The 23,691-nt window shown below is 42.1% G+C and carries 19 protein-coding genes and 1 pseudogene; 6 read left to right on the plus strand and 14 right to left on the minus strand.

The features are described from left to right. The first annotated feature begins 415 nt into the window (after nt 1–415). Nucleotides 416–1,771 (plus strand): phosphoglucosamine mutase, encoded by a 1,356-nt coding sequence (gene glmM, locus Q4533_RS01320; protein WP_303501515.1) that lies wholly within the window; start codon nt 416–418, stop codon nt 1,769–1,771. Nucleotides 1,772–1,897: 126 nt separating this feature from the next. Here the strand turns inward: glmM and Q4533_RS01325 are convergent, their stop codons facing one another. The 4 genes from Q4533_RS01325 to Q4533_RS01340 form a co-directional block, all read right to left on the minus strand. Next, entirely contained in the window at nt 1,898–3,292 is a 1,395-nt protein-coding gene (locus tag Q4533_RS01325; RefSeq protein WP_303501518.1) for an RsmB/NOP family class I SAM-dependent RNA methyltransferase, read from the minus strand. 193 nt (nt 3,293–3,485) lie between these two features. Beyond that, on the minus strand, nt 3,486–4,820 hold the full coding sequence (locus Q4533_RS01330) for a BamA/TamA family outer membrane protein (RefSeq protein WP_303410882.1): 1,335 nt from the start codon (nt 4,818–4,820) through the stop codon (nt 3,486–3,488). A 195-nt stretch (nt 4,821–5,015) separates the two neighbouring features. Continuing rightward, complete coding sequence (locus Q4533_RS01335) at nt 5,016–6,695, minus strand: phosphoethanolamine transferase (RefSeq protein WP_303501521.1); 1,680 nt, start codon at nt 6,693–6,695, stop codon at nt 5,016–5,018. 184 nt (nt 6,696–6,879) lie between these two features. Beyond that, on the minus strand, nt 6,880–7,551 hold the full coding sequence (locus Q4533_RS01340) for a DUF2461 domain-containing protein (protein ID WP_102437567.1): 672 nt from the start codon (nt 7,549–7,551) through the stop codon (nt 6,880–6,882). Nucleotides 7,552–7,781: 230 nt separating this feature from the next. Here Q4533_RS01340 and Q4533_RS01345 point away from each other — a divergent pair, with 230 nt between their 5' ends. The 3 genes from Q4533_RS01345 (at nt 7,782) to Q4533_RS01355 (ending at nt 10,117) form a co-directional block, all read left to right on the plus strand. Further along, nucleotides 7,782–8,210 carry a RimK/LysX family protein gene (locus Q4533_RS01345; protein WP_102437565.1) on the plus strand — a complete coding sequence of 143 codons (429 nt, stop codon included), beginning with the start codon at nt 7,782–7,784 and terminating at the stop codon, nt 8,208–8,210. Nucleotides 8,211–8,350: 140 nt separating this feature from the next. After that, nucleotides 8,351–8,989 (plus strand): fumarylacetoacetate hydrolase family protein, encoded by a 639-nt coding sequence (locus tag Q4533_RS01350; protein ID WP_303501690.1) that lies wholly within the window; start codon nt 8,351–8,353, stop codon nt 8,987–8,989. 168 nt (nt 8,990–9,157) lie between these two features. Continuing rightward, entirely contained in the window at nt 9,158–10,117 is a 960-nt protein-coding gene (locus Q4533_RS01355; RefSeq protein WP_303501522.1) for a diguanylate cyclase, read from the plus strand. A gap of 225 nt (nt 10,118–10,342) precedes the next feature. Here the strand turns inward: Q4533_RS01355 and Q4533_RS01360 are convergent, their stop codons facing one another. The 6 genes and pseudogenes from Q4533_RS01360 to Q4533_RS01385 form a co-directional block, all read right to left on the minus strand. Beyond that, nucleotides 10,343–10,903 carry a CBS domain-containing protein gene (locus Q4533_RS01360; RefSeq protein ID WP_102520744.1) on the minus strand — a complete coding sequence of 187 codons (561 nt, stop codon included), beginning with the start codon at nt 10,901–10,903 and terminating at the stop codon, nt 10,343–10,345. A gap of 245 nt (nt 10,904–11,148) precedes the next feature. Further along, a pseudogene (locus tag Q4533_RS01365) lies at nt 11,149–11,293 on the minus strand (IS3 family transposase); the annotation flags it as partial. Between the two features lie 245 nt (nt 11,294–11,538). Further along, nucleotides 11,539–12,408 (minus strand): DMT family transporter, encoded by an 870-nt coding sequence (locus tag Q4533_RS01370; RefSeq protein ID WP_102437559.1) that lies wholly within the window; start codon nt 12,406–12,408, stop codon nt 11,539–11,541. Between the two features lie 106 nt (nt 12,409–12,514). Then, nucleotides 12,515–14,104, minus strand: a complete 1,590-nt coding sequence (locus tag Q4533_RS01375; RefSeq protein ID WP_303501526.1) for a PAS domain-containing methyl-accepting chemotaxis protein — start codon at nt 14,102–14,104, stop codon at nt 12,515–12,517. 306 nt (nt 14,105–14,410) lie between these two features. After that, nucleotides 14,411–15,886 carry a CotH kinase family protein gene (locus tag Q4533_RS01380; RefSeq protein ID WP_102531624.1) on the minus strand — a complete coding sequence of 492 codons (1,476 nt, stop codon included), beginning with the start codon at nt 15,884–15,886 and terminating at the stop codon, nt 14,411–14,413. Nucleotides 15,887–16,194: 308 nt separating this feature from the next. Next, a complete protein-coding gene (locus Q4533_RS01385; protein ID WP_102520740.1) occupies nt 16,195–16,758 on the minus strand; it encodes an isochorismatase family protein in 564 nt (187 codons plus the stop codon). Nucleotides 16,759–17,038: 280 nt separating this feature from the next. Between Q4533_RS01385 and lgt the strand changes: the two genes are divergently transcribed. Continuing rightward, on the plus strand, nt 17,039–17,836 hold the full coding sequence (gene lgt, locus Q4533_RS01390; protein WP_102531625.1) for a prolipoprotein diacylglyceryl transferase: 798 nt from the start codon (nt 17,039–17,041) through the stop codon (nt 17,834–17,836). Between the two features lie 135 nt (nt 17,837–17,971). Here lgt and Q4533_RS01395 read toward each other — a convergent pair whose 3' ends face one another. Then, complete coding sequence (locus tag Q4533_RS01395; protein ID WP_198589356.1) at nt 17,972–18,394, minus strand: YeeE/YedE family protein; 423 nt, start codon at nt 18,392–18,394, stop codon at nt 17,972–17,974. Beyond that, a complete protein-coding gene (locus tag Q4533_RS01400) occupies nt 18,387–18,806 on the minus strand; it encodes a YeeE/YedE family protein (protein ID WP_076537249.1) in 420 nt (139 codons plus the stop codon). Before Q4533_RS01400 ends, Q4533_RS01395 begins: the two co-directional genes overlap by 8 nt. Nucleotides 18,807–19,137: 331 nt before the next feature. On the opposite strand from Q4533_RS01400, the gene Q4533_RS01405 reads away from it, so the two are divergent. Next, nucleotides 19,138–20,841, plus strand: coding sequence for an FAD-dependent oxidoreductase (locus Q4533_RS01405; RefSeq protein WP_102437550.1), 1,704 nt, complete (start codon nt 19,138–19,140; stop codon nt 20,839–20,841). Nucleotides 20,842–21,748: 907 nt separating this feature from the next. On the opposite strand, the gene Q4533_RS01410 is transcribed toward Q4533_RS01405, so the two are convergent. Both Q4533_RS01410 and pfaD read right to left on the minus strand, forming a co-directional pair. Further along, nucleotides 21,749–22,006 carry a hypothetical protein gene (locus Q4533_RS01410; RefSeq protein WP_076537243.1) on the minus strand — a complete coding sequence of 86 codons (258 nt, stop codon included), beginning with the start codon at nt 22,004–22,006 and terminating at the stop codon, nt 21,749–21,751. Between the two features lie 47 nt (nt 22,007–22,053). Then, on the minus strand, nt 22,054–23,682 hold the full coding sequence (pfaD, locus tag Q4533_RS01415) for an eicosapentaenoate synthase subunit PfaD (protein ID WP_303501530.1): 1,629 nt from the start codon (nt 23,680–23,682) through the stop codon (nt 22,054–22,056). Between the last annotated feature and the right edge of the window lie 9 nt (nt 23,683–23,691).

Consider the following 23,691-nt stretch of genomic DNA (forward strand, 5'->3'; position numbering starts at 1 on the left):
TCATGAGTATCTGCCTATCCTTGACTCTCTATAGAGTACGTGTTGATAAGCAGTTACACAAAATTAGTTACAGTCTCTAGCGGAATGTAGCCGTTCTAGTTGTAATGTTTCATATAAGTAGCCACGCCTTTTTAGAGACTGTTACACCCTCCCAGATTTCTTCATCCATTAAAGATAACAGCACTACATAATCACTATTTTATATATTTGAACTCTTTAAATACCAGTAAGGCTGCACCAAATCACTTTGCTGCTTTGCTTTAACCCACAAAATCCAATAAAGATTGCTGTGGCTTAAAAATGTCGCAATTAGATGAGTCATTGTGCGGGCTTTTCGTATATAATTTGCCTCCACTTAAAAGTGTGACCTTATTTTTGTTTTATACCAACATGGACTGTTGGTTTTGGAGTTGTTATGTCTCGTAAATATTTTGGCACTGATGGTGTGCGAGGAAAGGTGGGTGAGTTTCCGATTAACCCGTCTTTTGCGATGAAATTAGGTTGGGCTGCAGGGACGGTTTTAGCGTCAGCAGGCACCAAAGAAGTGATTATCGGTAAAGATACTCGTATTAGTGGTTACATGTTAGAAACCGCCATGGAAGCAGGCTTTTCTGCAGCAGGGATTAATATTGCTTTGGTTGGCCCAATGCCAACACCGGCTATCGCGTATTTAACTTCGACTTTTAGAGCTGATGCAGGGGTGGTGATCAGTGCATCCCATAACCCTTATTACGATAACGGTATTAAGCTGTTCTCAAACTCGGGTACCAAGCTTAACGATGCTCAAGAATTAGAAATTGAACACTTACTTGATCAAGCCATTAATCATGGCGCAATGTCGTGTGTGGACTCGGCAAAGCTCGGTAAAGTTCGCCGTATTGCTGATGCTGCTGGGCGTTATATTGAGTTTTGTAAAGGGACGTTTGATAAAAATAAATCCCTTGCAGGTTTGAAAATCGTCGTTGATTCGGCTAATGGCGCAGCGTATCACATCGCTAAAGAAGTGTATGCTGAGCTCGGCGCTGAAGTGATCAGCATTAATGATAAACCAGATGGGTTAAACATTAATGAGCGCTGCGGCGCAACTCACCTTGATAGCCTGCAAACTGCAGTGATGGTACATGAAGCTGATTTAGGGATTGCCTTAGATGGCGATGCTGACAGGGTGTTGTTTGTTGATCATAACGGCCATGTGGTTGATGGCGATGAAATCATCTTTATTTTAGCGCAAGCGTATCAACAAGCTGGTGAGTTAAACGGTGGCGTTGTTGGTACCTTGATGTCAAACCTAGGTTTAGAGCTGGCACTTAAAGAAATGGATATTCCCTTTATTCGCGCTAAAGTAGGCGATCGCTACGTGGTTGAGCAGCTTAAAGAAACCGGTTGGCTATTAGGCGGAGAAGGCTCAGGCCATATCTTAAGTCTTAAGCATACCACCACGGGTGATGGTATTGTGGCATCGCTGCAAGTGCTTGATGCTGTAATTGAGTCAGGTAAAAGCTTAGCTGAAGTTAAGTCAGGTATGACAAAACTGCCGCAAGTGCTGATCAATGTGCGCTTAAGTGCTAATAATGCAGACGAAATCATAGCGTCTGAAGCTGTCCAGCAAGCGGTAAAAGCGGCTGAGGTATTTATGGGTGACAATGGGCGTGTATTTTTGCGTAAATCTGGCACGGAACCATTGATTCGTGTAATGGTTGAGTCTACTGATGCTGATATGACCCTAGCTCAAGCACAATCTATTGCTGATGTGGTTAAAGCGGCAAGTTAACTCACCAAGCATCAATGAGTTAAATTTGAATCATTGACAGTATTTTAATAAAAAGGCCTTCACAAATATTTGTGAAGGCCTTTTTTGATAATAGTTATTGCCATCGTTTATTGATAAATAGGGACATTACTTTCTCATCATTCTCGCCACATACATGCCGTCACTATTGGCTTCAAAGGGCCATACGGTAATATGCTCAAGCTTAGCTTGGGTAAATGGGTGTACGCTGGTGATCAACTCAAAGTCACTATTGTGTTGTAAAAATTGCTGCACCACTTGTTCGTTTTCAAGCGGTGATAATGAGCAGGTTGCGTAGACGAGTTTGCCGCCTGGTTTTACCGCCTTTGAACTGCGAGTTAAAATATCTAACTGCAGTGCGGGTTTATCTTCGATACAGCTTGGCTCATCTATCCAGCGCATATCTGGGTTTCTGCGCCATGTGCCAGTGCAACTACATGGGGCATCAACCAGTACGCCATCAAAATGGGCTTTGGCTACCGGTAAAGCATCGCTTTTCCAGCGCGCCACAGTAATGCTGTCAAAATTTGCCCGTTTAGCGCGCTTATTAAGCTCTTCTAGGGCTTTTGAACGAATATCTGATGAGGTAATAGTACCTGCTGTATTGTTGTTTGAGGCGGCATTTTGCAGCATCAATGAGCGCAGCTGTAATGTCTTACCGCCCGCGCCACTACAGGTGTCCCACCATTGCTCGTTTGCTAAAGGCTGACAGACATTGCCGATAACTTGCGAGGCTAAATCTTGAATTTCAAGTTTGCCCTGTTTGTATAAATCAACGTCATTGAGGTTAATGCTTTTGCTGCCAAGGCTTAATGCATCAGTAAAGTATTCATTGGCTAGGGCATCAATACCAGCTGCTTGTAATGTGGTAACAGCTGATGCTGTATCAATGCGCTGCGCTCTTGCCCAAATGGGAGGACGGCTACTCATGGCTTCAATCAATTTTAGTTTGTTTTGCTGATCATCAATGGTGCATAGCGCCCAAAACCAATCGGGTAATAGTTGAGTTTCAGCAAATTCAATGGTCGTGAATAACTGGCCCATAAGGCTATTTTTATGGCTAACATCAAAGTTTGCACTTGATTGCGGATTAGATGAGTTAGCAACAGCATTAGCGTCAATGGTGTGATTTATCAAGCTGACTTGTTCGGGACTTAAGCCGCCAAATTGTTGCCACGCATCAGCAAACTGACGCCATTGATGCTGCTCAAGTAAGGCACAAGTGCTGAGCATTTGATACCAAGTTTGTTGCTCATGCTGAGAACCCAGCTGTTTTAACCAGCCCCACCAACGAAATAGCCCAAATAAGGTTTCGCGGATCACGCGGCGATCTTTTGAGCCATGCTTTTTGTGCTCACGGAAGTAGTTTGCCACAATCCTATCAGCAGGCATTTTGGTGTCTAATACTTCATCGAATAACTTTTTGATGGTGGCAGAGTAGCTTAATGCTCTTTTTTCTGCGGGAGTATTAGCTTGAAGATGGGGTTGATTAACTGGTTCCATGACTCACTCAGGTTGGCTTTGCAGCGCAATGGGGATAATAGTGCTGCAGTTTACCATGACTGCTACTGTTGTTAAATCCGTGGTTGCAAGGTCAACAGCGGTTAAATCAAGGTATGTGACCTCAAATGCGACTAATCCTTAGATTAGTCGCCTTCCATTTTGTGGATAAAAGACAATTTAGTAAACAGCTCTATTAAAATGGGTGGTCTACCATCACCCAAGCATTGGTGGCTTCATCTGATTGGGCGATATCAAACCTTACAATGATCCCTGCGGTTAATGCCCTAAGTGACACGCCGTAATCAAATTTCAAATCGGTTAATAATTCATTGGCGGTATAAGCCTCGCCAACGCGGCCAGCTTCAACAAAGCCCACCAATTGAAACCAATCTAGACGTAAAAATTTAAGCCAGTTTACATCTTCGATGGGGTTGTTTTTGAAGGTATAGCGATATTCTGCAGTGCCGTATATGGAGGCTTTATCATGAAAACGACTGTTGTCATAACCGCGCATTCGATAAAAACCACCAAGTGTTGCGCCTTCGCTGTAAGGGGCATCATTGGTGATCCGCCTGCCTCCTTCGTCGTTATACTCAAGCTTCCATGATGGCGAGTAACCAGTCCAAAAATTTAACGCTAATATACGCTGGGATGCCCAGTCGGAGGCGCCAAAAGAGAAGTATTTACTGGCTTCAAATTCGATAAATGTCCACTGATTATCAGAATCTAGCCAAGCCGCATCATGGGAAATGGCGACAAACTGCTTACTGCCGTAACTGGGGTTTCGTGAAAAGTCGGTATTATCATAAAGCAGTCCTAAACTCATCGCATGAACGGCGCCATCTAATTCTCCGTCTTCAAATTCAAAGGTTTCAAAGCGGTTAAATTGTTTCAGTGTCGCCACTGTGGCTCCAGACTCAAGCGGATTCCAGCTGTCACCGCCAGAGGGTTTTGAGCTCAGCAAGCCGCGGGTTAGTTCATAGTGTACTTGGCCTTTATCACGTGTTGCGCCAATGGGTAGGGTGTATTCAAGCTGTATATTCCACCAGTTTGACGAGCCATCAGCTTGTAAAAACTGTTCATTTGATGAGTCATTACTACCAGGGATAGGTGTGCCTGCAGGGGTATAATTTAAGGTGCCCCCTGCGTAGGCTTTTTTCTGTGGATAATAACCGACAAAGCCAACGGCACTTAAAAAGAAGCGTTCGGTTCGTGGTATTTTAAAGTTCCAAATTCCTGCGCCAACACCGTAACTGACATCGCCACCATAGACAGTAGCGCCAATCGTCATTTGTTCTTGTCCATAACCACTGACCATAGTGCCAATGCCTAAGTTTAATCCCATTGAGTCAGTGCTGAAAGCGTAGGGGAGTATCAGCTCTTCGGTACCAACCCTTGGGGACTCAGCGCGATTAACGATGGATTTGATATTCTTTGGCGCGCTATGGGCAAAAGATTGCGTCAGTAATAGTGAAAAGGCCAAAAGGGCGGTGAAATAGTATCGAGTCGAAGCTCGGGAAAAGCGCATTTTTATCATCCGTGAGCCTTTAACATTGTCGGTGAGTACGTAATTAACGGGCTGATAGCTAATCATTTTATTTATTAGATAAATATAGATGAAGTTGATTAAAAATCTAATTTGGCGGCTAATTTAGGCCATATTTATTGCGACTAGTTTGAGGGCGACGAGTGATAGCAGAGATTAAATCGCTATCACTAAATGCTATTTTGTCCCCAAAAGCTCAGTTGTTTGCTTGCAAGAATGGCTAAGATCAAGCGAAGTATCGAGTAAATGGGTATCGACGCCATACAAGCCGATAAGCGTATTAAACAAATTGTCATGGGAATGTGTCCCCTGACTCACTTGCGTGATGATACATTGACGGTCGAGTTGCTTTGACTGGGTGTAGCTTTCTGGTAACCATAGATACCAAGGCACATGGGTTTGCTCTGCTGGCGCAAAGGAATAAGGGGTGCCATGAAGATACATGCCGCTTTCACCTAGTGATTCACCATGATCAGAGATATACATCATTGCCACTTCATAATCGCTGGCATATAGCTCTAATAGTTTTACGATTTCTGACAAAATATAATCGGTATAAACTAAGGTATTGTCATAGACATTGATGATTTCTTCATCACTGCAATTTTCAAGATCGCTGCGCTCGCAGGCGGGGCTAAAATGCTGCTTATCTTTAGGGTAACGCTTGAAATAGGTAGGCCCATGGCTCCCTATCGTGTGCAATATCAATAATTGATTGGTTAAGGTTTGCTGCTTGTTTTCTAATCTCTGCTCGATATGTGAAGCGAACTCGCGCACCAGAACTTGATCATAACAGCTACTACCGTCACACAAGTCATCACTTGAGTCAGTCGGAATATTAAACTCAATCACATGGGCTGCCAGATGTTTATCACCGCCATCATTGTCAAGCCACACCACTTCTGCGCCTGCTGTATGAATAATGTCTAGTAGGTTGTCACTGGCCAGTGCTTTTTCACGGTTATAATTATCGTGAGTGAGGTCGGAAAACATGCAAGGTAATGAATGCGCGGTCGCGGTGCCACATGAGCTGACGTTATTAACAATAATGAAGTCTAAATTTTCAGTGTAAGGATTGGTGTTTCGATGATAACCGTAATAAGCCATATTTTGAGCGCGGGCTGTTTCGCCGACGACCAGTACAAATAAAGTTGGCTTAGTTGGGTTGATATCGATTAAGCGTGCATCTTGGCCTCTAACGGTATAAGGCAAGGGGGTGACAAAGTTGTTTTTATAAAGATATTTTACCGTATTGAAAGCATGGGCTGGTATGATCATTTTTTTAAGGTAAGTATTATTTCGCCCCATGGACACATAGTCCTTATAAAAGCCTAGCAGCACGACTCCTATTAAACCTAAGCCTACAACCACTAATGTTGAGCGTCTCATTAAGGATTTAACTACGCTTTGTGATGGCGTTAGGCGCACTCGCCACAACCATATGGTTGGAATTAGTCCAAACACCACGATATATAAAATAGACGTGGTGCTGATATAGGACAGGGCTTCGCCAGTATTGGTTTCAAAGATATTTTCAATCATGGCGTAATCAAAATATACCTGGTATTTCATGGTGCCATACATGGCTGCTGCAGAGGTGAGCAGTAAGATTGTCAGTAAGGGTTTAAAGATAAACCGAGACGAAAATAAGCAAAAAACAATGATAAAAATGCCCAAGAGTACGAGCGCCGGCGTAAGAGAGAACACTAAATGGCTATCAGTTGATAATTGAAAAATACGTTGGATAAGCCCAAAGTTAATCACCAGCGCAAAATACAGCGCCATCAGCACTATCATCGTTTCTTTGCTGAGTTCTTTTGGGTTAATGGCAGAATATAGGCGCGAGAATGCTGTCATCTTAAATGCCTGCTGGTGATGTTAGTCTCTAGTTTTATACTAGTTGCAATTTGGATAGTCGTCCGCTAATTCACCGACACTGGTTTTCAGTGTCTTGGTTAGTCTCGTTTAGCGGCGAATGTTTATCTCTTTAAAGCAAACTCTATCCACGGCCGTTTTATCACGATGATATAAGTCATTATCACTAAAAATCTAAGTCTAAGGCAAAGCATAAATAGCTCATTAAACCGATGGTATGCTTGAACTCTTCAGCGCAGAACTCAACAAAATTATCAGCGCAGACTTGCTCAATGGTGACAGGTTTGATGGCAATAAAATCTTTGCGCTTTAATTCTTCAATGAATGGATGATCTTTATCAAATCCACGCGGTGGTCTTATTAAACGGTCCCCAGATAACTCAAACCCAGCTGCGGCTAATTGTACCGAAGCCTTTTTATAACCGTTAGGGTTTTCATCAATACAATGACGAATGGCATTGAGGGCTTTTGATTCAGGATGCCATATTCCTGCCGCTAAAAAACAACCATCATTGGCAAGGTGTAAATATATGCCCGGGGCATGGACATCTTTTGCTTGAAAATGCCGAAACTGAATACCGACGTTAAGCTTATAAGGGCTTTTATCTTTACTGAATCGACTGTCTCGTTGAGGGCGCATCATACTGCCACCGACTTTTTTAGGTACTGCAGTCAGCCTTGGCGATAAGCTGAGGATGGGCCCTTGCATGGCTTCGATAAACTTAAGGGTTGGGGTGCGCACCAAATCTTCATAGGTTTGCTGATGTTGCTTAAACCATTCTCGGTTGTTGTTATCAGCTAACTGACTTAAAAAATTAAAGCTTTGTTGAGAATACATTGGCTGCCTTATTAGTCTTAATCATTCATTGTCTCATAACGGCATATGATAACCATTAGTTCAAATACTTGTTCAATCATATAGATTAAGGTTAAATTCAATCTATTAACAGCTAGGGTTAAGTATCAGAAAGGCTTATATTAAGCTAGCGCTATGCACTGTCAAAGGCTAATTATTGCAGTATTGATAGTCTAGCCTTGGGATTAAACAGAAAACGTTAAAGGTTTACCATGACGACATCGTTACAAGTGCTTGGTTGGTGTGAATGGGCCACATTTCCAGAAATTGCTAATGAACGGGTCAATATGAAAATTGATACCGGCGCCAAAACATCATGCTTACATGCTTTTAAAATTGAACCCTTTATAAAAAATGACCAAGATTGGATTAAAGTGTGGTTTCATCCTCAGCAAAAGTCGCTGCGTGAAGTTGTGTGTGAGTTTGCGGTGTTTGATCGTCGTAATGTCAAAGATTCTGGCGGACATATAACCAGCCGTTATGTGATAAAAACGCCGATTATCATTGGTGAGCATCATTTTGATATTGAGCTGACATTGACTGCTCGTGACAATATGCAATTTAGAATGCTGCTGGGCAGAAGGGCATTATCAGGAAGATTTTTGGTAGATTCATCCGCATCATACTTGCTTGGCGCTTAATTTAAATTGGTTTTTATTCACAAAACTGAGTCATAAAATAAGGACTTATCGTGGCTTTACATTCCGTATCAATCATCAACCCAACCGTTAGCTCATCGTCTTCGGCTTTAGCTGCTATTTCTAATTCAAGCCCTGTAAAGATGACGCCTTCTAAAATCGTCTGTATTGGTCGTAACTATGTCGATCATATCCAAGAGTTGGGCAATGAGATACCTGCAGATATGGTGGTATTTTTAAAACCCAATTCGGCCATCACAACAGAGCTTATTGCCTTTCAACAAGAGCCTATTCATTACGAAACTGAGTTATGTTTTATTATGGAAAACAATCAGTTCTCAGCAGTGGGTGTCGGTTTAGATTTAACCAAAAGGGCACTGCAATCGACACTTAAAGCTCAGCAATTACCCTGGGAGCGGGCAAAAGCCTTTAACGGCTCGGCGCTGTTCAGTGATTTTATTTCCCTAAAGGGATTAGGCGCAACAGCCTGCAGTAAATGGGCTTTTCAATTATCTATCAATGAAAACATTGTCCAAGTGGGTCACAGTGATTTGATGATGTATGACACCACAGCGATTAAGCAATCGTTAACTGAATTTATCCATTTAGAAGACGGTGATATTGTGATGACCGGTACCCCAAAAGGTGTGGGAATGGTTAATGCTGGTGATGTTTTTACCATTAAACTATGGGCAGGAAAAGAGTACCAGGATAGTCATTCAATTGAGGCTTACATGTCGAACAATACGCCTTTGCTAACCCAGCAATGGTTGGCTAAATAGTTTTGTTCAAGATAGTAATCTGATGCTTAGCCGCGAAAGCTTAAAGAGGAAGTTTTGATTTTAAGGTCTATACTTTTAGCGAAAGACCTTTATCTTAAATCCTGCTAAAAGGAAAGTTAGTCTGTTATCAGGCTAATAAATTAGCTATAAATGAGCGGCTAATTAAATATGACATTTCCTAATTCCTGTATAGAAAAGTATTATCATTTATATCAAAACTTGTTCAATTTCTCTGGTGTGTCATGGTGGTTAATCGATTTATCTGAAGACAGTAATACCTACTATTGCAACGATAGTATGTGTGACATGTTTGCTTTAGATAAACAATTAAATCATCACAGCGTTAAAAAAACCTGTCCCATTGCTGGTGATTACAATAAAAATATTGCTATCAAAGACTCCCAAAAAGCCAACAAGATTCGAGATGATTATCTTAAATTAACAAACGGTGTCATCGAAGAGTTTAATAATCGTTTTCCTTACTACGACAGTCGCGTTGACGATGTACTTTATTTTACCAGTAAAGCAAGGGCGGTACTGCGTGATGATAAAGGCAACGCAATCATTTTATTTGGAGTAATTGAGTGTGAACGCACCAGTGCAGAACTGTTTAAACTATTGAAAATAGATAGTTTAACTGGGCTTAATAACCGCCGAGAATTTGATTCTCAATTAGATTTTGTTATTAACTTAGCCAAAAGAGAGCATCAAAATGTCTCTTTAATCATGTGTGATATTGATTACTTTAAAGCTTACAACGATAGTTTGGGTCATTATCAGGGCGATCAATGCTTAATAAAAGTGGCTCAGTGTATTGCCCGAGTATGCAGCCGTTCGACAGATGTGGTGTGCCGCTATGGTGGCGAAGAGTTTGCCATTATTTGTTATGGCGAAAATGTAGATACGGCTGCACTGGCAGAAGATATTCGTAAAAGTGTCTTTGAGTTAAGTATCCCTCATTTTCATGGGGTAGAGCCCGTAGTCACAATGAGTGTGGGTTTTGTTACCATGACGCCAGATGTTGATACAACGGCCAGAGAGTTTATTGAAAAAGCGGATAGTGCGCTTTATCGCGCCAAAGATCAGGGCAAAAATTGCAGCATTGAATTTACACTTGAAGTGGCTTAATCACGGTGTCTTTATCAATATCTGTCGAGATCCCCGTGATCCGAGCGAAGCGAAAGTTGCGGGGTAGTTCACTAAGTTGACTGGATACGGTTTGGGCGATGGTATAAGTACAATTTGGGTTTATCTGAATATATGAATCTAGAATGATAAATCTATAAGCCTTTGAAGTAAGGCTTATAGATTGAATTTGTATCATTGCTAAGAGTTAATTTGCCGCTAATTTCTCTAGCCGGCAGTATTAAAAATGTGGCTAAATGAAGGGCGTTGATGAATTTCAATAGGCACACTGAGTTTTCTGGCTAAGTCACTGGCAGCAATGATACCGCGAATATGATCCTGTTCGTGATCAATCACTAACATATGGTGCAAGCTGTTTTCTTTTAAAATACGTACCACATCGCTGACTTTTGCAGTGGCAATTTGATCATAGTCAAACGCTTGAAGATCTTCTCTTTTTACCATGACATCAGTCACTAGCACTTCATCAATGTTGTGTTCTAGCTTTTTCGCTGTCATTAATAAATTATGATGTGAGAGCTCTTGCATGGTAACCACACCAAGGAATTTATCATCCTTATCAATAACAAGTCGCATATAAGCATGGGTTTTTTCCATGATTTTACCTGTGCCTACCGCAGTGGTTGACGCATCAACTACGATTGGACGGGCAACATCAAAGTCAGTAAAAATATCTAATGCAGGTGAGTCCATATGTGCAACTTGAACTTTGCTTGACCATAGTAAGTGATCGACAGATGCGGTGCTGAATAGTTGTAAATTTCTCATTGGCTAACTCCGTTACATTAAAATAAGTAGATCTGGTAACTGAATATAGCGTTGGCTAACTTTCAGGATTGGTGCGACGTTTAAAATTGAGGGGCATCAAAAAAACCATAACCTTAGGCAGTAAGAATAGCGCTGCTTAAACATGTAAGGCAAGTACATGAATGACATTTAATATTGGTTAGGCCATTGTTGTGGTTGTGAGTTTTATGTGTGGTGTGTGCCTACTTGTGTTAATGTCGAACCTCTCTAAATTGACGAATCCATTTATCCATGGTTGGCTTGCCTACACTCATGGTTTGAGCAGCTTCAACAATTGAGTAATTTTGAGCTAGCACTAAATTGAGAAGATTCAAGTTTGAACCCTGCGCGAAAAAGTCTTCTTGTACGTTGCTCATAGTGTCACCTGTTAACTTATGAGGTGATGATATCATCTCTAACTAGGTGGCCAAATTAGCTATGACACTACTGACTCCACTCCACAAACTAAGTGCTGCTGTTGCAAGACAACGGCTATCAACAAAGTATGGCGACACAGAAATACAACACAGGCATTTTTACAAACCTAAAAACAGCTACGTTGGAATGTGCTACGACCTAAGGCCAACACTTAACGCGAATAGCGCTATAAAGATGCCTTATTGCTTTCGCATCAGTAAATACATTGCCGCACTAAGCAGTAGCATGGCAATGGTTGTATAAATCCAGTTAACATCGATATTGCCACCTGTCATTAATACAAACACCGGGATTAGAAAAATATAAGCTGAAACTTGTTGCGGTGCTAATTTTACACTGGCTTTTTGAAACAGGAAAAAGCTAATCGCAGTGGCAAAAACAGCAAGGTATAAGCACGCCAACCAAGCATTGCCAGAGACCTGTTGCCAGTTGAAGTCGATTATCTGTGGGGTTAAACAAACCGATAATATAATCGCGGCAGCGATTAGGCTCCAGCCAGTAAATACCATAAAGTTCTCTTGTCGATAGCAGGCTTTTATGACCAGAGGATTAGCTGCCATAGCAATGCAGCCCAGCATAAACAGACTGTAACCTGTGTTCCATTCAAAATCCAAGTTAGCATTCGATTGCTGCAGGACTAAAAAAAGTGACGCACTAAAGCCGACAATAAGTGCTAACCAATGGCTTAACTTACCCACCTTTCTATAAATTAGCATGGTTAATACAGCCGTAATTAACGGCAGCGCAGTGGAGAGTGCACTGGTGGCAAAGGCCGAGGTTTTAGTTAAGGCACTAAACATGGCAGAAAAATAACCCAGTGCGGGCAAGGATACTAAGGCATAACGCAATAGGCTTTTAGCGCTAGGTAAATTAAAGCGCCGAGTAACAATTAATAGGACCACAAATAATGAGGCAGCAATAACGTATCTAAGCCAAGTGGCAATCATTGGTGGAACCTCAAGCATTAATTGCTTGCCTACAGGAAAAGTCATCGCAATGATGAAGGTGAAAAATAGCATTTGGATATGGGGACGCGCCGACTTAAACATATGTAAACCTTAAATGAAAAAAGGGGCGAAAACTCGACCCTTTAGTGTTAATTCTAGCGACTTTTTCACATCGTGCTTTTTAAATAGCGACTTTGCTCTATGGGAATTAATGCTCCCTTTGAACGCTTTGTTGCCAAAACTGCTTCGACAAGTTGGCCGTTTTATTGGATAAACGAGTCATTTGCTCACATTTGATTTTAGCTTGGTCTGTTTGCGCTAAGCTGGTATTGGATAACTCATTAATCACCACGATGGATTGACTGATATCTTCGGCTACCGAGGCTTGTTGGCTCATGGCGGTGGCATTCATTTCTGCCATCGCCTGAATATTATCTAACGAGGCGCGTAACTGATCAAAAGCGCTATCGGCATCCTCTGCTAATTTCACTGAAAGATCTGCTTGTGCCTGACCTGCATCCATAGCTTTAGCTGCGCTTTGGGTACTTTGCTGAAAATTGCTCACAATGCTACCAATTTGAGTGGTGGACTCAGTAGTTCGCATCGACAATTGACGCACCTCATCAGCCACTACGGCAAAACCTCGACCAGATTCCCCCGCTCGGGCGGCTTCAATGGCGGCGTTAAGCGCCAACAAATTAGTTTGCTCAGCAATGCCTTTTATCTCACTAAGTACTGTTGAAATAGCATGGCTGTCATGTTCAATTGATTCAACAATGGTTGAGAAATGGGTCACTTCTTGTCTTAACTTACTAATGGCAGCAACTACATTCACCATACGTTCATGACCTAATGTGGAAGCGTTATGACTACGGGTAATTTCTTGAGCTGTGTTATTGGTGTTATCACTGACTTCAGTAAAGCTGGTGGTCATTTCCTCCATGGCTGTGGCGACCTGAGTAGTTTGCTGGCATTGGCTTTGAGCACGCTCACGCGTATCAATAATAGTCTGATTAAGTTGCTCACTTTGTTCACTAATTGATGTGGCTGAATCAGCCATGCGGCCAACGACGCCACCGGTTTCAGTGATTAAGTAATTTAATGCTAAATCGATTTTGCTTATGTCAGTTTGGCTACCGGTTAAAATGCCGCAGGCAATGGGGTCGTCAATGATGGTAGTGGCTTTAACCATTAACGCTTTCAAGGGTTGGCAAAGGTAGTTTATGCCTAGTGCTGCGACAATAGTGCAGATTGTCGCGGCCGCAATGCTAAGGGCTGGAGTTGAAATCATGCTGGTGGCAATTGTGCTGATTAACAAGATAAACATTGCCCATAAACTTAGCTTGCCAACAAAACACATGATGGGACTAGCGAGTTCTTTTGGCGCTATGCCATCATTGAGTTGCTGATAAACCTTTTCTGCAGTCGCAATTTGGGCTTTGGTTGCTTTACGACGAATCGACTGAAATTCATGTATTTCACCATTTTCATATACTGGCGAGATATAGGCATTAACCCAGTAGTATTTACCGCTTTTAGTACGGTTTTTGACGATACCAACCCAAGGTTTTCCGGAGTTAATACATTGCCACATAGACTCGAATGCTTGGGGCGGCATATCTGGATGGCGAACAATATTATGGGGCTGCCCATGTAATTCATCTGCGCTAAATTCTGAGATGTTGATGAACTCTTGATTGGCGTATTTAATGTTTCCTTTAAGGTCGGTGGTCGATAACAGAATGCAGTTATTGGTGAGTGCTCGCTCACTATTTATAATAGGTTGATTTATACGCATGGTAACCATTAGAGGATATAAAAGTGGCTACATTTTGCCTGAGCTGCATTATGGATAAATTGATAGCGGTCAAGTATTTATGATCTATTGTTAAGATTTAAATATTAGCATTTCAATATGTTAACTTTAAAATTAATCTGTTTCACCGTGTCTTATTATTACAAGGGCAAAATGACCAAGTGAGATAAAACAGCTAAGCAGCCAAAAGGGGGAATTACTTTCCTCAGGTCTTTTGTCATTCCCTAATTTGTTGCTTAGACCGAATTTTGCAATAAATAGATTAACAATTTAAAGCTTCAGAAATCACTATTGCTTATCAAGATAATCAACCACGGCCTCAGTGCGATTTTCTGCATGTTCGATTAACTCATCAATAGCGCGATAGAAGTCACTTGAGCTTTCTAAGAATGAATAACCTGACAATTCAGTGGTGGCATAGGGCTCAATTAATGCTGAGTAACTGTTGTAGATCGCCTGCATTTTATTCGTTTCATAGGCATCATTAATTACAGTGAGTAAATATTGGTTATAGGTATCGCGATAAGTGTCATCGGCATAAATTTTAGCAATCAGTGGCCAGCTGTTTGAATTAATATCGGCAAAATCTAACGCTAGAGCGCCGCCCATTTTGCCATCTTGTAAGGCTTCATTATTGTCCCATGGGATCCAGGTGAGTTTTGCGGTATCTGGGTCGTTGTATAAGTAAAAATTATGCGGCATTAGGCCATAGGTGTCCCAGTTTTGAATCACCCCGTTTACGGCTAAATACTTAAGGAACACATCCACATCAAATACCGCTTCAAGGTTTGCGCGCCAGGTTTGTGGGTCAGTGCTGGCAGTATCGTCATGTAAGGCGTCAAATAATGCGAGGATATCTGACCAATCCTCATCATCTTCATTGGTTTTCTTCTCAAAGTTGTCTTGGCTAAATGTGCCTTCAATAAACATGGCACCATCATCTTCTGGTTTATATAGGTTGCCATCATCGCTAGCAAACTGGCTATCAATCACAGTATCGTCGACTTCTTCAACCAGCGTATATAAGCCAAAATATTCAGGGCCGTCACCATGATCAACATACAAGGTGTAAAAAGCGGTATGTGATACTGCAAGGCCCGCATCTTTAAAGACATCAGCAGCGACTTTTTCACGTAAAAGTGACTCATCATCATAGTTATTTTTCAGGCTTAACTTTTTGAAACCATAAAAGCGTTGGTTATCGATTTGGGGGTAATCATCTTCAAATTCATCAAAATCTAACTTAAACGACAACTTAAGCACGCCGTTCTGCCAGCTTGATTGCAACGACGAGTTACCTTTAAAGCGGATCCCAACGCGATACCATTGCTTGCCTTCATAATAGATATCCGCAGGCACCATTATTGGGTTTTCATCGCTATCTAGAAGACTATTAGAACCTGAAGATGTGCCAAAACTGCCGTAGGTGTTCGTCATATCATCGAGCATGCTATTCCAGCGGTCTTCGGTAACCACAAAATCTAAGCGTTTGACTTCAGTATCACTGAATACTTCTTCAAAATTAGGATCGACATTTTTACTGTGAGTCTCATCAGTCCAATCAATGGTCTCAAAATCTGTGTCACTGTAATCCTCTTCTGGAATGATAATGCCAGTTTCAGGTGTGGTGTCTTCGGGCTCTGTGGTTTCGTCGTTACCGCTGCAACCTGAAAGTAATAAACCACAGCTAAGGCTTGCGAGTAATAAAAACTGTAAGGGGATCCCGGTTAATCGAGTCGATGAAAAGCAAGCAATATTGAGCATAAGAAACTCCTGATAATGACGCTATTTTTTGGTAAATGAACGGAATACAAGGTTATTGTCAGGTTAGGGTAATCAATTAAAGTGCAGAACTGGTGCAGAAAGGGTGGAACAAAGCAGTAGTTTTATTGAACTGTCTTGATTGAACCGCCTTGATGGCACCATTTTGATAGGTCGTTAGTTAAGCGGTGCAGTCAATCGCTGCAATCAACTATGGATTTAGGGGGCTGAAAGCGGTTAAAACGATGGGACTGTATTATTAACCTAGTGCTTACTCGTTGTCAGTTAAGACTATACGTGGTCAGTTAAGACTAGGCGTGGTCAGTAGAAACTCTAGCGACAATATCTGCAGTGGTACCGGTTTCAGCCAGCTTTGGGAATATAGAGTTAACGCTATTGTTATGAACATCCATATTAAAATCAGTAATGGCATCTGTAGCGATGGTGACATTGTAGCCCAGCTCAAATGCTTGTCTTGCGGTTGATTCCACCCCCATGCTGGTGGCGATACCACTAATGACTACTTGGGTGACTTTTAATGATGCTAAGTACTTATGCAGCTCAGTTGAAGCAAAAGCGCCCCAAGTGTTTTTGGTTAACTGTAAATCCTCTTGCTGAGGTTGTAACTCATCAATCAAGTGGCTCCAATTTTCTGGTTTTTGTTGCTGCACTCTGACTTGTTCGGTGCGCCCAGGAGCGATGCCATCAACATTAACTAATACAATGGGCAAACTGGCATAGCGAAATAATGACACTAACTTACAACTATTCTCGATGACTTCTTGGATGGGGTGGCAAGTATCTAAGGTCACCAGACCTTGTTGTAAATCGATTACGATCAAGGCTGTTTGGGCATCAATGGTGGTAATACTCATAACGATAGCTCCTAGTTGTTAAGCGGCTTTGACTGACGAGGATCAATACACCCAATATACCATCATAGCTTAACGGACAAGGGCTAGCATTTCTGAGTCGGCAGTATCGTTGGTTTTTGGTGATAAATGACAGCAGTAACGGAAAATAATTTTACTTGGGATAAGGATGATTTTGCTGCTAACTCAGAGCCCTGAGTAATAACTGCTTGAATTACCACCTAGAAGCACGTAATACTCTTGCTAGCATGTTTATTGTTCAATCTGATATGGAGCATCGATTTTGGAGCATATAGTTTGGAATTTAGACCCTGTTATGTTGTCGTTTATGGGGCTAAAAATACATTGGTATGGCGTGTTGTTTGCCACCGCCATTATCAGTGGTTTTTTGGTTATGAGGCGTATTTATGTGCTTGAAGAGCTTGATGTTGAGTCATTAGATGATTTAGTCATATATTGCGTAGTTGGCATTGTTGTGGGGGCGCGTTTAGGGCATGTAATGTTTTATGAACCTGGCTATTACTTTGCCAATCCTTTAAAAATATTTGCCATTTGGAAAGGCGGGCTTGCCAGTCACGGCGGCACGGTCGGCGTGTTATTAGCCATGTACCTTTATAAACGCAAGGTGCAGTTACCGTTTTTATTCTTGATGGATCGCATTGCCATTGCTACGGGGATTTTCTGCTTTTTTGTCCGTATGGCTAATTTTACCAATTCAGAAATTGTCGGGGTGCCAACAGATAAGCCTTGGGGAATAATTTTTCAGCGTATTGATATGCTGCCACGTCATCCGGCGCAATTATATGAAGCAATCACCTATTTAGGGCTATTTATTCTAATGTGGCTGCTATATCGCTTTACTGAGATGAAACAAAAACAAGGGGCATTATTAGGGCTATTTCTAGCGTTGGTTTATGGCTCACGTTATTTAATTGAATTTGTAAAAGTAAGACAGGCTGACTTTGCCCAAGATTGGAGTATGAGTGTAGGGCAAATGCTTAGCGTGCCATTTGTGCTATTGGGGCTAGGGTTAGTGGTTATGGCTTATATGAAAAAGCTGCCAGATGCTTCAGTCAGTTAGCTTTAAGCGATAAAAAAATGCCAGCGATTATATCGCTGGCATTTTTCAAAAAGGGATAGATATTTTGGTGCTGCAAAATGCTAAGCGCTCACTTGAGCTTAATCGCGCAAGGTCCTACTGCGTTTCTTAAGGGGACTAGCTTTTCATTGGCCAAGAGATTTTTTTACTCCCGTAGTAGCCAAGCAGCATACTGGCCATGAACCAGTAAATCGCCGACTCACCGCGTAACAAACTTGCCACCGCAGGTCCTGGGCAAATGCCTACCATTCCCCAGCCAAGACCAAAAATAACTGAGCCAATAATTAACTTAGGTGTAAGCCCCTGTGGCGTCGTTGGCATTTCATCGCCATTAACGGCATGAGTACGGGGTTTGATTAAAAAATGATAACTTGGCAAAAATACCAATAGTGCGCCACCAATAACAAACGCTAAGCTGCCATCCCAATTGCCGGTGACATCCAAAAAATTAAGCACCTTGTAAGGGTTTACCATTTGCGAAATATTCATACCTAAGCCAAATAACAGCCCGGTGATTAACCCTACTAAGACCTTAAACATGCACACCTCCAGACAACCACACCACTAACGCCGCACTTAACATAAATATCACAGTGGCAATCATTGAGCGCATTGATAGGCGACCTATGCCGCAAATACCATGGCCGCTAGTGCAGCCATTAGCGAGTTGGGTACCAATACCGACAGCTAACCCGCCAACCAATAACCAAGTTAATGAATAGTCAGGTAAAGCGGCAGTGTGAAGGCCCATTAAAGGGTCAAACAATAAACTGGCAGCCATGGCGATAACAAAAGCCACTCGCCATGCTCTGTCTTTGTTGTTAGCGCCAAAAATGCCGCCTAAAATGCCACTGATCCCGGCTGTTTTGCCACTCAATAGCATGAGCATGGTTACCGAAAGGCCTAATAGCATTCCGCCAAATAAGGCACTCCAAGGGGTGAATTCTGTCATTCAACACTCCAATATAATTTAACGGCTGTAACACTTAATTGTCAGCGTGGTAACAATTAACGCCATCGTGCAGCATTAATTTCACACAAGCCATTGTTAAAGCAAGGTTTTAGAGCAGTATACAAGAGCGGGTATATTAATAAAATCTAATCTTATGAAATTTTGTTTAACTAGTTGTGCATTAGAAAAAACTTATGGATAATGTGTTTTATTTAATATGTGAACTATATAGAACGATGAATAAAAAGTATGGCAGACGACATCGTCGCAAAACACTAAGTTGCCATTACAGTTATTTCAGTTCAGCAATCGGTTGTAACGGGAGAGAGTCATGTCAAAAATTTTAATTATCGGTGGTGTAGCGGGTGGCGGATCAGCTGCAGCGCGTGCTCGTCGTCTTAGTGAAGATGCTGAAATCATCATGTTTGAACGAGGCGAGTTCGTATCGTTCGCCAATTGTGGTTTGCCTTACCATATTGGTGGTGACATCAAAGATAGAAGCAAGCTATTGCTACAAACGCCAGAAAGTTTCTTGGCACGCTTTAACGTTGATGTTCGCGTCATGAATGAAGTAACTGCAATCAATAGCGTAACTAAGTCGGTCACGGTAAAAGATTTGATCAGTGGCAATGAATACACTGAAACTTATGACAAGCTGTTACTTAGCCCAGGTGCTGGCCCCATTGTTCCGCCTATTGCTGGCATTGATAATCCGCTGACGCACTCGTTACGCAATATCCCAGATATGGATCGCATTCTTAATACCATCAAAACCAATAAACCCGAGCACGCAACAGTGGTTGGCGGTGGCTTTATTGGGTTAGAAATGATGGAAGCGTTTCATCAACTAGGAATAAAAACCACTTTAATTGAAATGGCCGAGCAGGTGATGACTCCTGTTGATCGTGAAATGGCAGGATTTGCTCATGCTGAAATTCGCCAGCAAGGTGTGGATTTAAAACTTGGAGTAGCACTTGAAGCTGTTGAGTTTACTCCTTGCGATCATATCTTAAGTATTGAGTCGGGCGAAAATGAAGCCCACCAACACAAGCAAGGTAAGTTAAGCCTTAGCCTTAATAATGGTGAGTCCTTAGAGACTGATATTCTTATTATGGCCATTGGTGTTCGACCTGAAACCAAACTTGCTAAAGAAGCGGGTTTAAAAATTGGCGATTTAGGCGGTATTTATACCAATGAAAACATGCAAACCAGTGATCCAGATATTTATGCCGTTGGTGATGCAGTAGAAGACAAAGACTTTGTGACTGGTAAGCAAACCTTAGTGCCGCTAGCAGGGCCAGCTAACCGCCAAGGGCGTATGGCAGCAGATAATATGCTTGGCCGCAATGAAACCTATAAGGGTACACAAGGCACCGCAATTTGTAAGATTTTTGACCTTGCAGTTGCTTCAACAGGTCAAAATGAAAAGCAATTAAAGCGTGATGGCGTTGAATACCAAAAAGTGTATGTGCATACCGCAAGCCATGCAAGCTACTACCCAGGCGCAGAAATTGTCTCGTTTAAAATGCTATTTGACCCTAAAACAGGCAAGATTTTTGGCGCTCAAGCAGTGGGCAAAGATGGGGTCGATAAACGTATTGATGTGATGGCGGTTGCCCAACGTGCCGGTATGACAGTTGAACAGCTACAAGACCTTGAACTGACCTATGCACCGCCTTATGGCAGCGCTAAAGATGTCATCAACCAAGCGGCATTTGTAGCCAATAACCTTATCAAAGGTGATGCAAGCGCGATACATTTTGAAGAAATGGATGATTTATCGGCAGATCAACTCTTGTTAGATGTCCGTAACCCAGGCGAGCTTGAAGCGGGTGGCTGTATCGCTGGCGCGATTAATATCCCTGTAGATCAACTGCGTCAACGCATGAGCGAATTACCAAAAGACAAAGAAATCGTCATTTATTGTCAAGTAGGCCTGCGCGGTAACGTCGCTTATCGTCAGCTGGTGAATAACGGCTTTAAAGCCCGAAACCTTATCGGCGGTTACCGCACCTATAAGTTTGCTAAAGCATAAAAGCTTTTTTTAATTTTTAGTTGTTATTAAAAAGCCTGCAGTAATTTGCAGGCTTTTTTTTAAGTTAACTGTCCCGTCCTGAGATAAGTTGAATATGCTTTTATTTCTAATTAGTTATTGTGCTCAGTAATTCAATGGCTAAAACTTTAGTATTGAAATTCAACTTAATCATTTAAATTTACCACTTGTAAGCTGAATTAGCTTATTTTTAAGGCTGTAGGTTACGGCTTATAGCTGTAGCAAGCTAAATAATGTATGTGAGCCTAGAAGATAATAACTGCGACACCCCATGGTGAAAGTACTTTGAGAACAAGGAGGTGGCTACATACTTTTAAACCTTAGGTAAACATGATGAATTACTCAAAGTTATGTCCATGCTGTAAAGAAGAAACCGTTTTTTATAAGATTCATCGTACTTTTTGGGAAAGAAACTTTAAGTATAAAGAGTGGGATAAGCTATGTTGTCACGCTTGCGAATCTATTTTTTTTATTAATAAAGTACACCCACAGCAACATAAAATAGTGTTGAATACTGTACTTAAATCACATTGAATTTTTAAAACATTAATTTAAACAACAAGGATAATTGTGCGTTTTTGACAATTATCAGTTACTTCAAATCATGGCTTTTAATAAAGTTAATTATTATAAGCGAATGGACTACAGCCTTAGATTCGTCATTTGATGGATATGAATACACAAATGTCACAGCTGTGCTTACACGAAAGGTTGACCTTTCACATCCATGTGATCGTGATATTTGTATCTTATACTGCCCCTACGGCAGGTAATTGGGGCTTAAATGCAATCCCCAACTCCAGCCAGATGTTAAAACCTAAAAAAACCAACAAAAAAGGCATCTTTCGATGCCTTTTCTTTTTAGCTTTAAACCCGAAATAACTAAAGGTTATTTCAACAGCGCCACTGCTTCCATATCCAGTTCTATATCAGTACAACCTTTGGCACAATATATTCCTGGTGCTTTGTCTGTCGGCTTCGCCTTTTTAGTATTAGGCGGTAATTGCAGCGTGAGCGGTTTTTTACATTCACTGCATTCTGCGCTGTTGCCTTTCAGCATGCGCTTTATCAAGTTCTTTTGTTGGTTAAATGACTCTTGTGTGGTGCCATTTACCGCTGAAAAATCCAGTTTTTGTGTTTCGCTCATTACCGCTACCTATATGAAAATTGTCTTAGCTTGATTACAGCACTTAATCACTTGACCTGATCAAGCGGGCTCCAACGTTGTAATGCTACTGGTATTGCTACGCCTTGGGCGGTCAGTAGATTAATACGTGCTTGATAAGCTGCGCCGTGCATCAAGTGTTTTGCTAAGTCTACCGCATTTCGCTGGGTATAATCATCTAAATAGCTACCTTTTGCCCATTCATTGAACGCGCCAAGTGCTGGACCTGCCCAAATTTGGTAATCCATTTCACGGCCAACTTCACCTGAATTCGACCAGCGACTTGAAAGGCCAAGGTACCAACGGAAAATAAGCGCCATTTTACGTTTTGGATTACCTTGTGCGCGTTCGATTTGCTTAGGATCGCGTTCGTTAAAATGCGCCACAGTTCCTGCCCAAATCTCATCAAGGCTTGCACGGAATACTTGTTTTTCAAGTTTTTCACGCTCCTCTGCTGGAATCGCTTCAATTGACTCATAACGGCTATAAATCTCATAAAGCTTGTTCGCGCGCATCGGGAATAACGTGCCGCGTTTAACCACTTGCAGTTTCACGCCCATTTCGAACATGTCCGCAGCTGGTGCCATGGTCACGTCAGCCATTTCAGTGGTGGCAAGCAGTTTACGAGTATGTTCACTGGCGCCTGCTTCAACACACGCTTGGTTGATAGAGCCGGTAACAATATAAGCTGCGCCCATATTGAAGGTCGCCAGCGCGGCATCAGGGGTACCCACGCCGCCACCACAACCGACACGAATAGGCGGGTTGTAGTTGTATTCAGCTTGTACCTTGTCTTTTAAGGCCAAGATAGTCGGCAGTAACGTCACTAAAGGTCGGTTATCGGTATGACCGCCAGAGTCAGCTTCTGCAGTAATATCATCAGCCATAGGAACAAGCTGTGCTAGCTCCATTTGCTCGGGGGTGATTAAGCCTTCATCAACCAATTTTTGCAGTATTTTAACTGGCGCAGGTTGCATGAACTTAATCGCGACTTCGGTGCGGCTCACTTTGGCGATAACTTTGTTAGCAACAACCACATTGCCGCTAGCATCACGGCTTAAACCTGCCGTGCGGTAGTAAACAATTTGCGGTGTTAAGCCTAAGAAAGCCGATGCTTCAACGGTGCGTACTTTATGTTTTAAAAATAACTCAACGCTACCACGCTCAAGGGCTGGCTCGCTTGGGCTGTGAATTAAGTTAAACATGTATGGGCCGTTTGGCAGCGCCGCTTGAATGCGGTTAATGGCTTGCTCTACCCGTGAAGGAATTAAGCCCGCAGCGCCAAACGAACATAAGATGCCCGCTTGACCGAGGGCGATAACTAATTCTTCAGATGATATACCATTAGCCATTGCGCCAGCATAGTATGCGTATTTAACCCCGTGTACACGGCGGAAGTTACTATCGCCTAAGCTCTGGGTGCCAAGTGCGGGTGCAAAAGCGCTGACAGGTAAGTCTTGGCCGCTGCTAATGCTTTCTGTGACCACTTGGGCTTTTTGAGAAACCCCTAAGCCTTTTTCAGGATGGCTCACCAAGTAACAAGCTTGGGAAAGCTCTTTTAATTTATTACCGATAGCGGCAGGGTCAAAGCTGGCATCACTTGGGGCAACTTGCCAAGGCCATGGAGATAGCTTTTCGTTTTGAGTGCTAATTGTCATTATTAATCC

Source organism: Shewanella sp. 6_MG-2023 (assembly GCF_030547195.1).
GTDB lineage: Bacteria > Pseudomonadota > Gammaproteobacteria > Enterobacterales > Shewanellaceae > Shewanella.

Coding starts and splice junctions, on each gene's coding strand:
- glmM (WP_303501515.1), top strand. CDS start 416: ATGTCTCGTAAATATTTTGGCACTGATGGTGTGCGAGGAAAGGTGGGT.
- Q4533_RS01325 (WP_303501518.1), bottom strand. CDS start 3,292: ATGGAACCAGTTAATCAACCCCATCTTCAAGCTAATACTCCCGCAGAA.
- Q4533_RS01330 (WP_303410882.1), bottom strand. CDS start 4,820: ATGCGCTTTTCCCGAGCTTCGACTCGATACTATTTCACCGCCCTTTTG.
- Q4533_RS01335 (WP_303501521.1), bottom strand. CDS start 6,695: ATGACAGCATTCTCGCGCCTATATTCTGCCATTAACCCAAAAGAACTC.
- Q4533_RS01340 (WP_102437567.1), bottom strand. CDS start 7,551: ATGTATTCTCAACAAAGCTTTAATTTTTTAAGTCAGTTAGCTGATAAC.
- Q4533_RS01345 (WP_102437565.1), top strand. CDS start 7,782: ATGACGACATCGTTACAAGTGCTTGGTTGGTGTGAATGGGCCACATTT.
- Q4533_RS01350 (WP_303501690.1), top strand. CDS start 8,351: ATGACGCCTTCTAAAATCGTCTGTATTGGTCGTAACTATGTCGATCAT.
- Q4533_RS01355 (WP_303501522.1), top strand. CDS start 9,158: ATGACATTTCCTAATTCCTGTATAGAAAAGTATTATCATTTATATCAA.
- Q4533_RS01360 (WP_102520744.1), bottom strand. CDS start 10,903: ATGAGAAATTTACAACTATTCAGCACCGCATCTGTCGATCACTTACTA.
- Q4533_RS01370 (WP_102437559.1), bottom strand. CDS start 12,408: ATGTTTAAGTCGGCGCGTCCCCATATCCAAATGCTATTTTTCACCTTC.
- Q4533_RS01375 (WP_303501526.1), bottom strand. CDS start 14,104: ATGCGTATAAATCAACCTATTATAAATAGTGAGCGAGCACTCACCAAT.
- Q4533_RS01380 (WP_102531624.1), bottom strand. CDS start 15,886: ATGCTCAATATTGCTTGCTTTTCATCGACTCGATTAACCGGGATCCCC.
- Q4533_RS01385 (WP_102520740.1), bottom strand. CDS start 16,758: ATGAGTATTACCACCATTGATGCCCAAACAGCCTTGATCGTAATCGAT.
- Q4533_RS01395 (WP_198589356.1), bottom strand. CDS start 18,394: ATGTTTAAGGTCTTAGTAGGGTTAATCACCGGGCTGTTATTTGGCTTA.
- Q4533_RS01400 (WP_076537249.1), bottom strand. CDS start 18,806: ATGACAGAATTCACCCCTTGGAGTGCCTTATTTGGCGGAATGCTATTA.
- Q4533_RS01405 (WP_102437550.1), top strand. CDS start 19,138: ATGTCAAAAATTTTAATTATCGGTGGTGTAGCGGGTGGCGGATCAGCT.
- Q4533_RS01410 (WP_076537243.1), bottom strand. CDS start 22,006: ATGAGCGAAACACAAAAACTGGATTTTTCAGCGGTAAATGGCACCACA.
- pfaD (WP_303501530.1), bottom strand. CDS start 23,682: ATGACAATTAGCACTCAAAACGAAAAGCTATCTCCATGGCCTTGGCAA.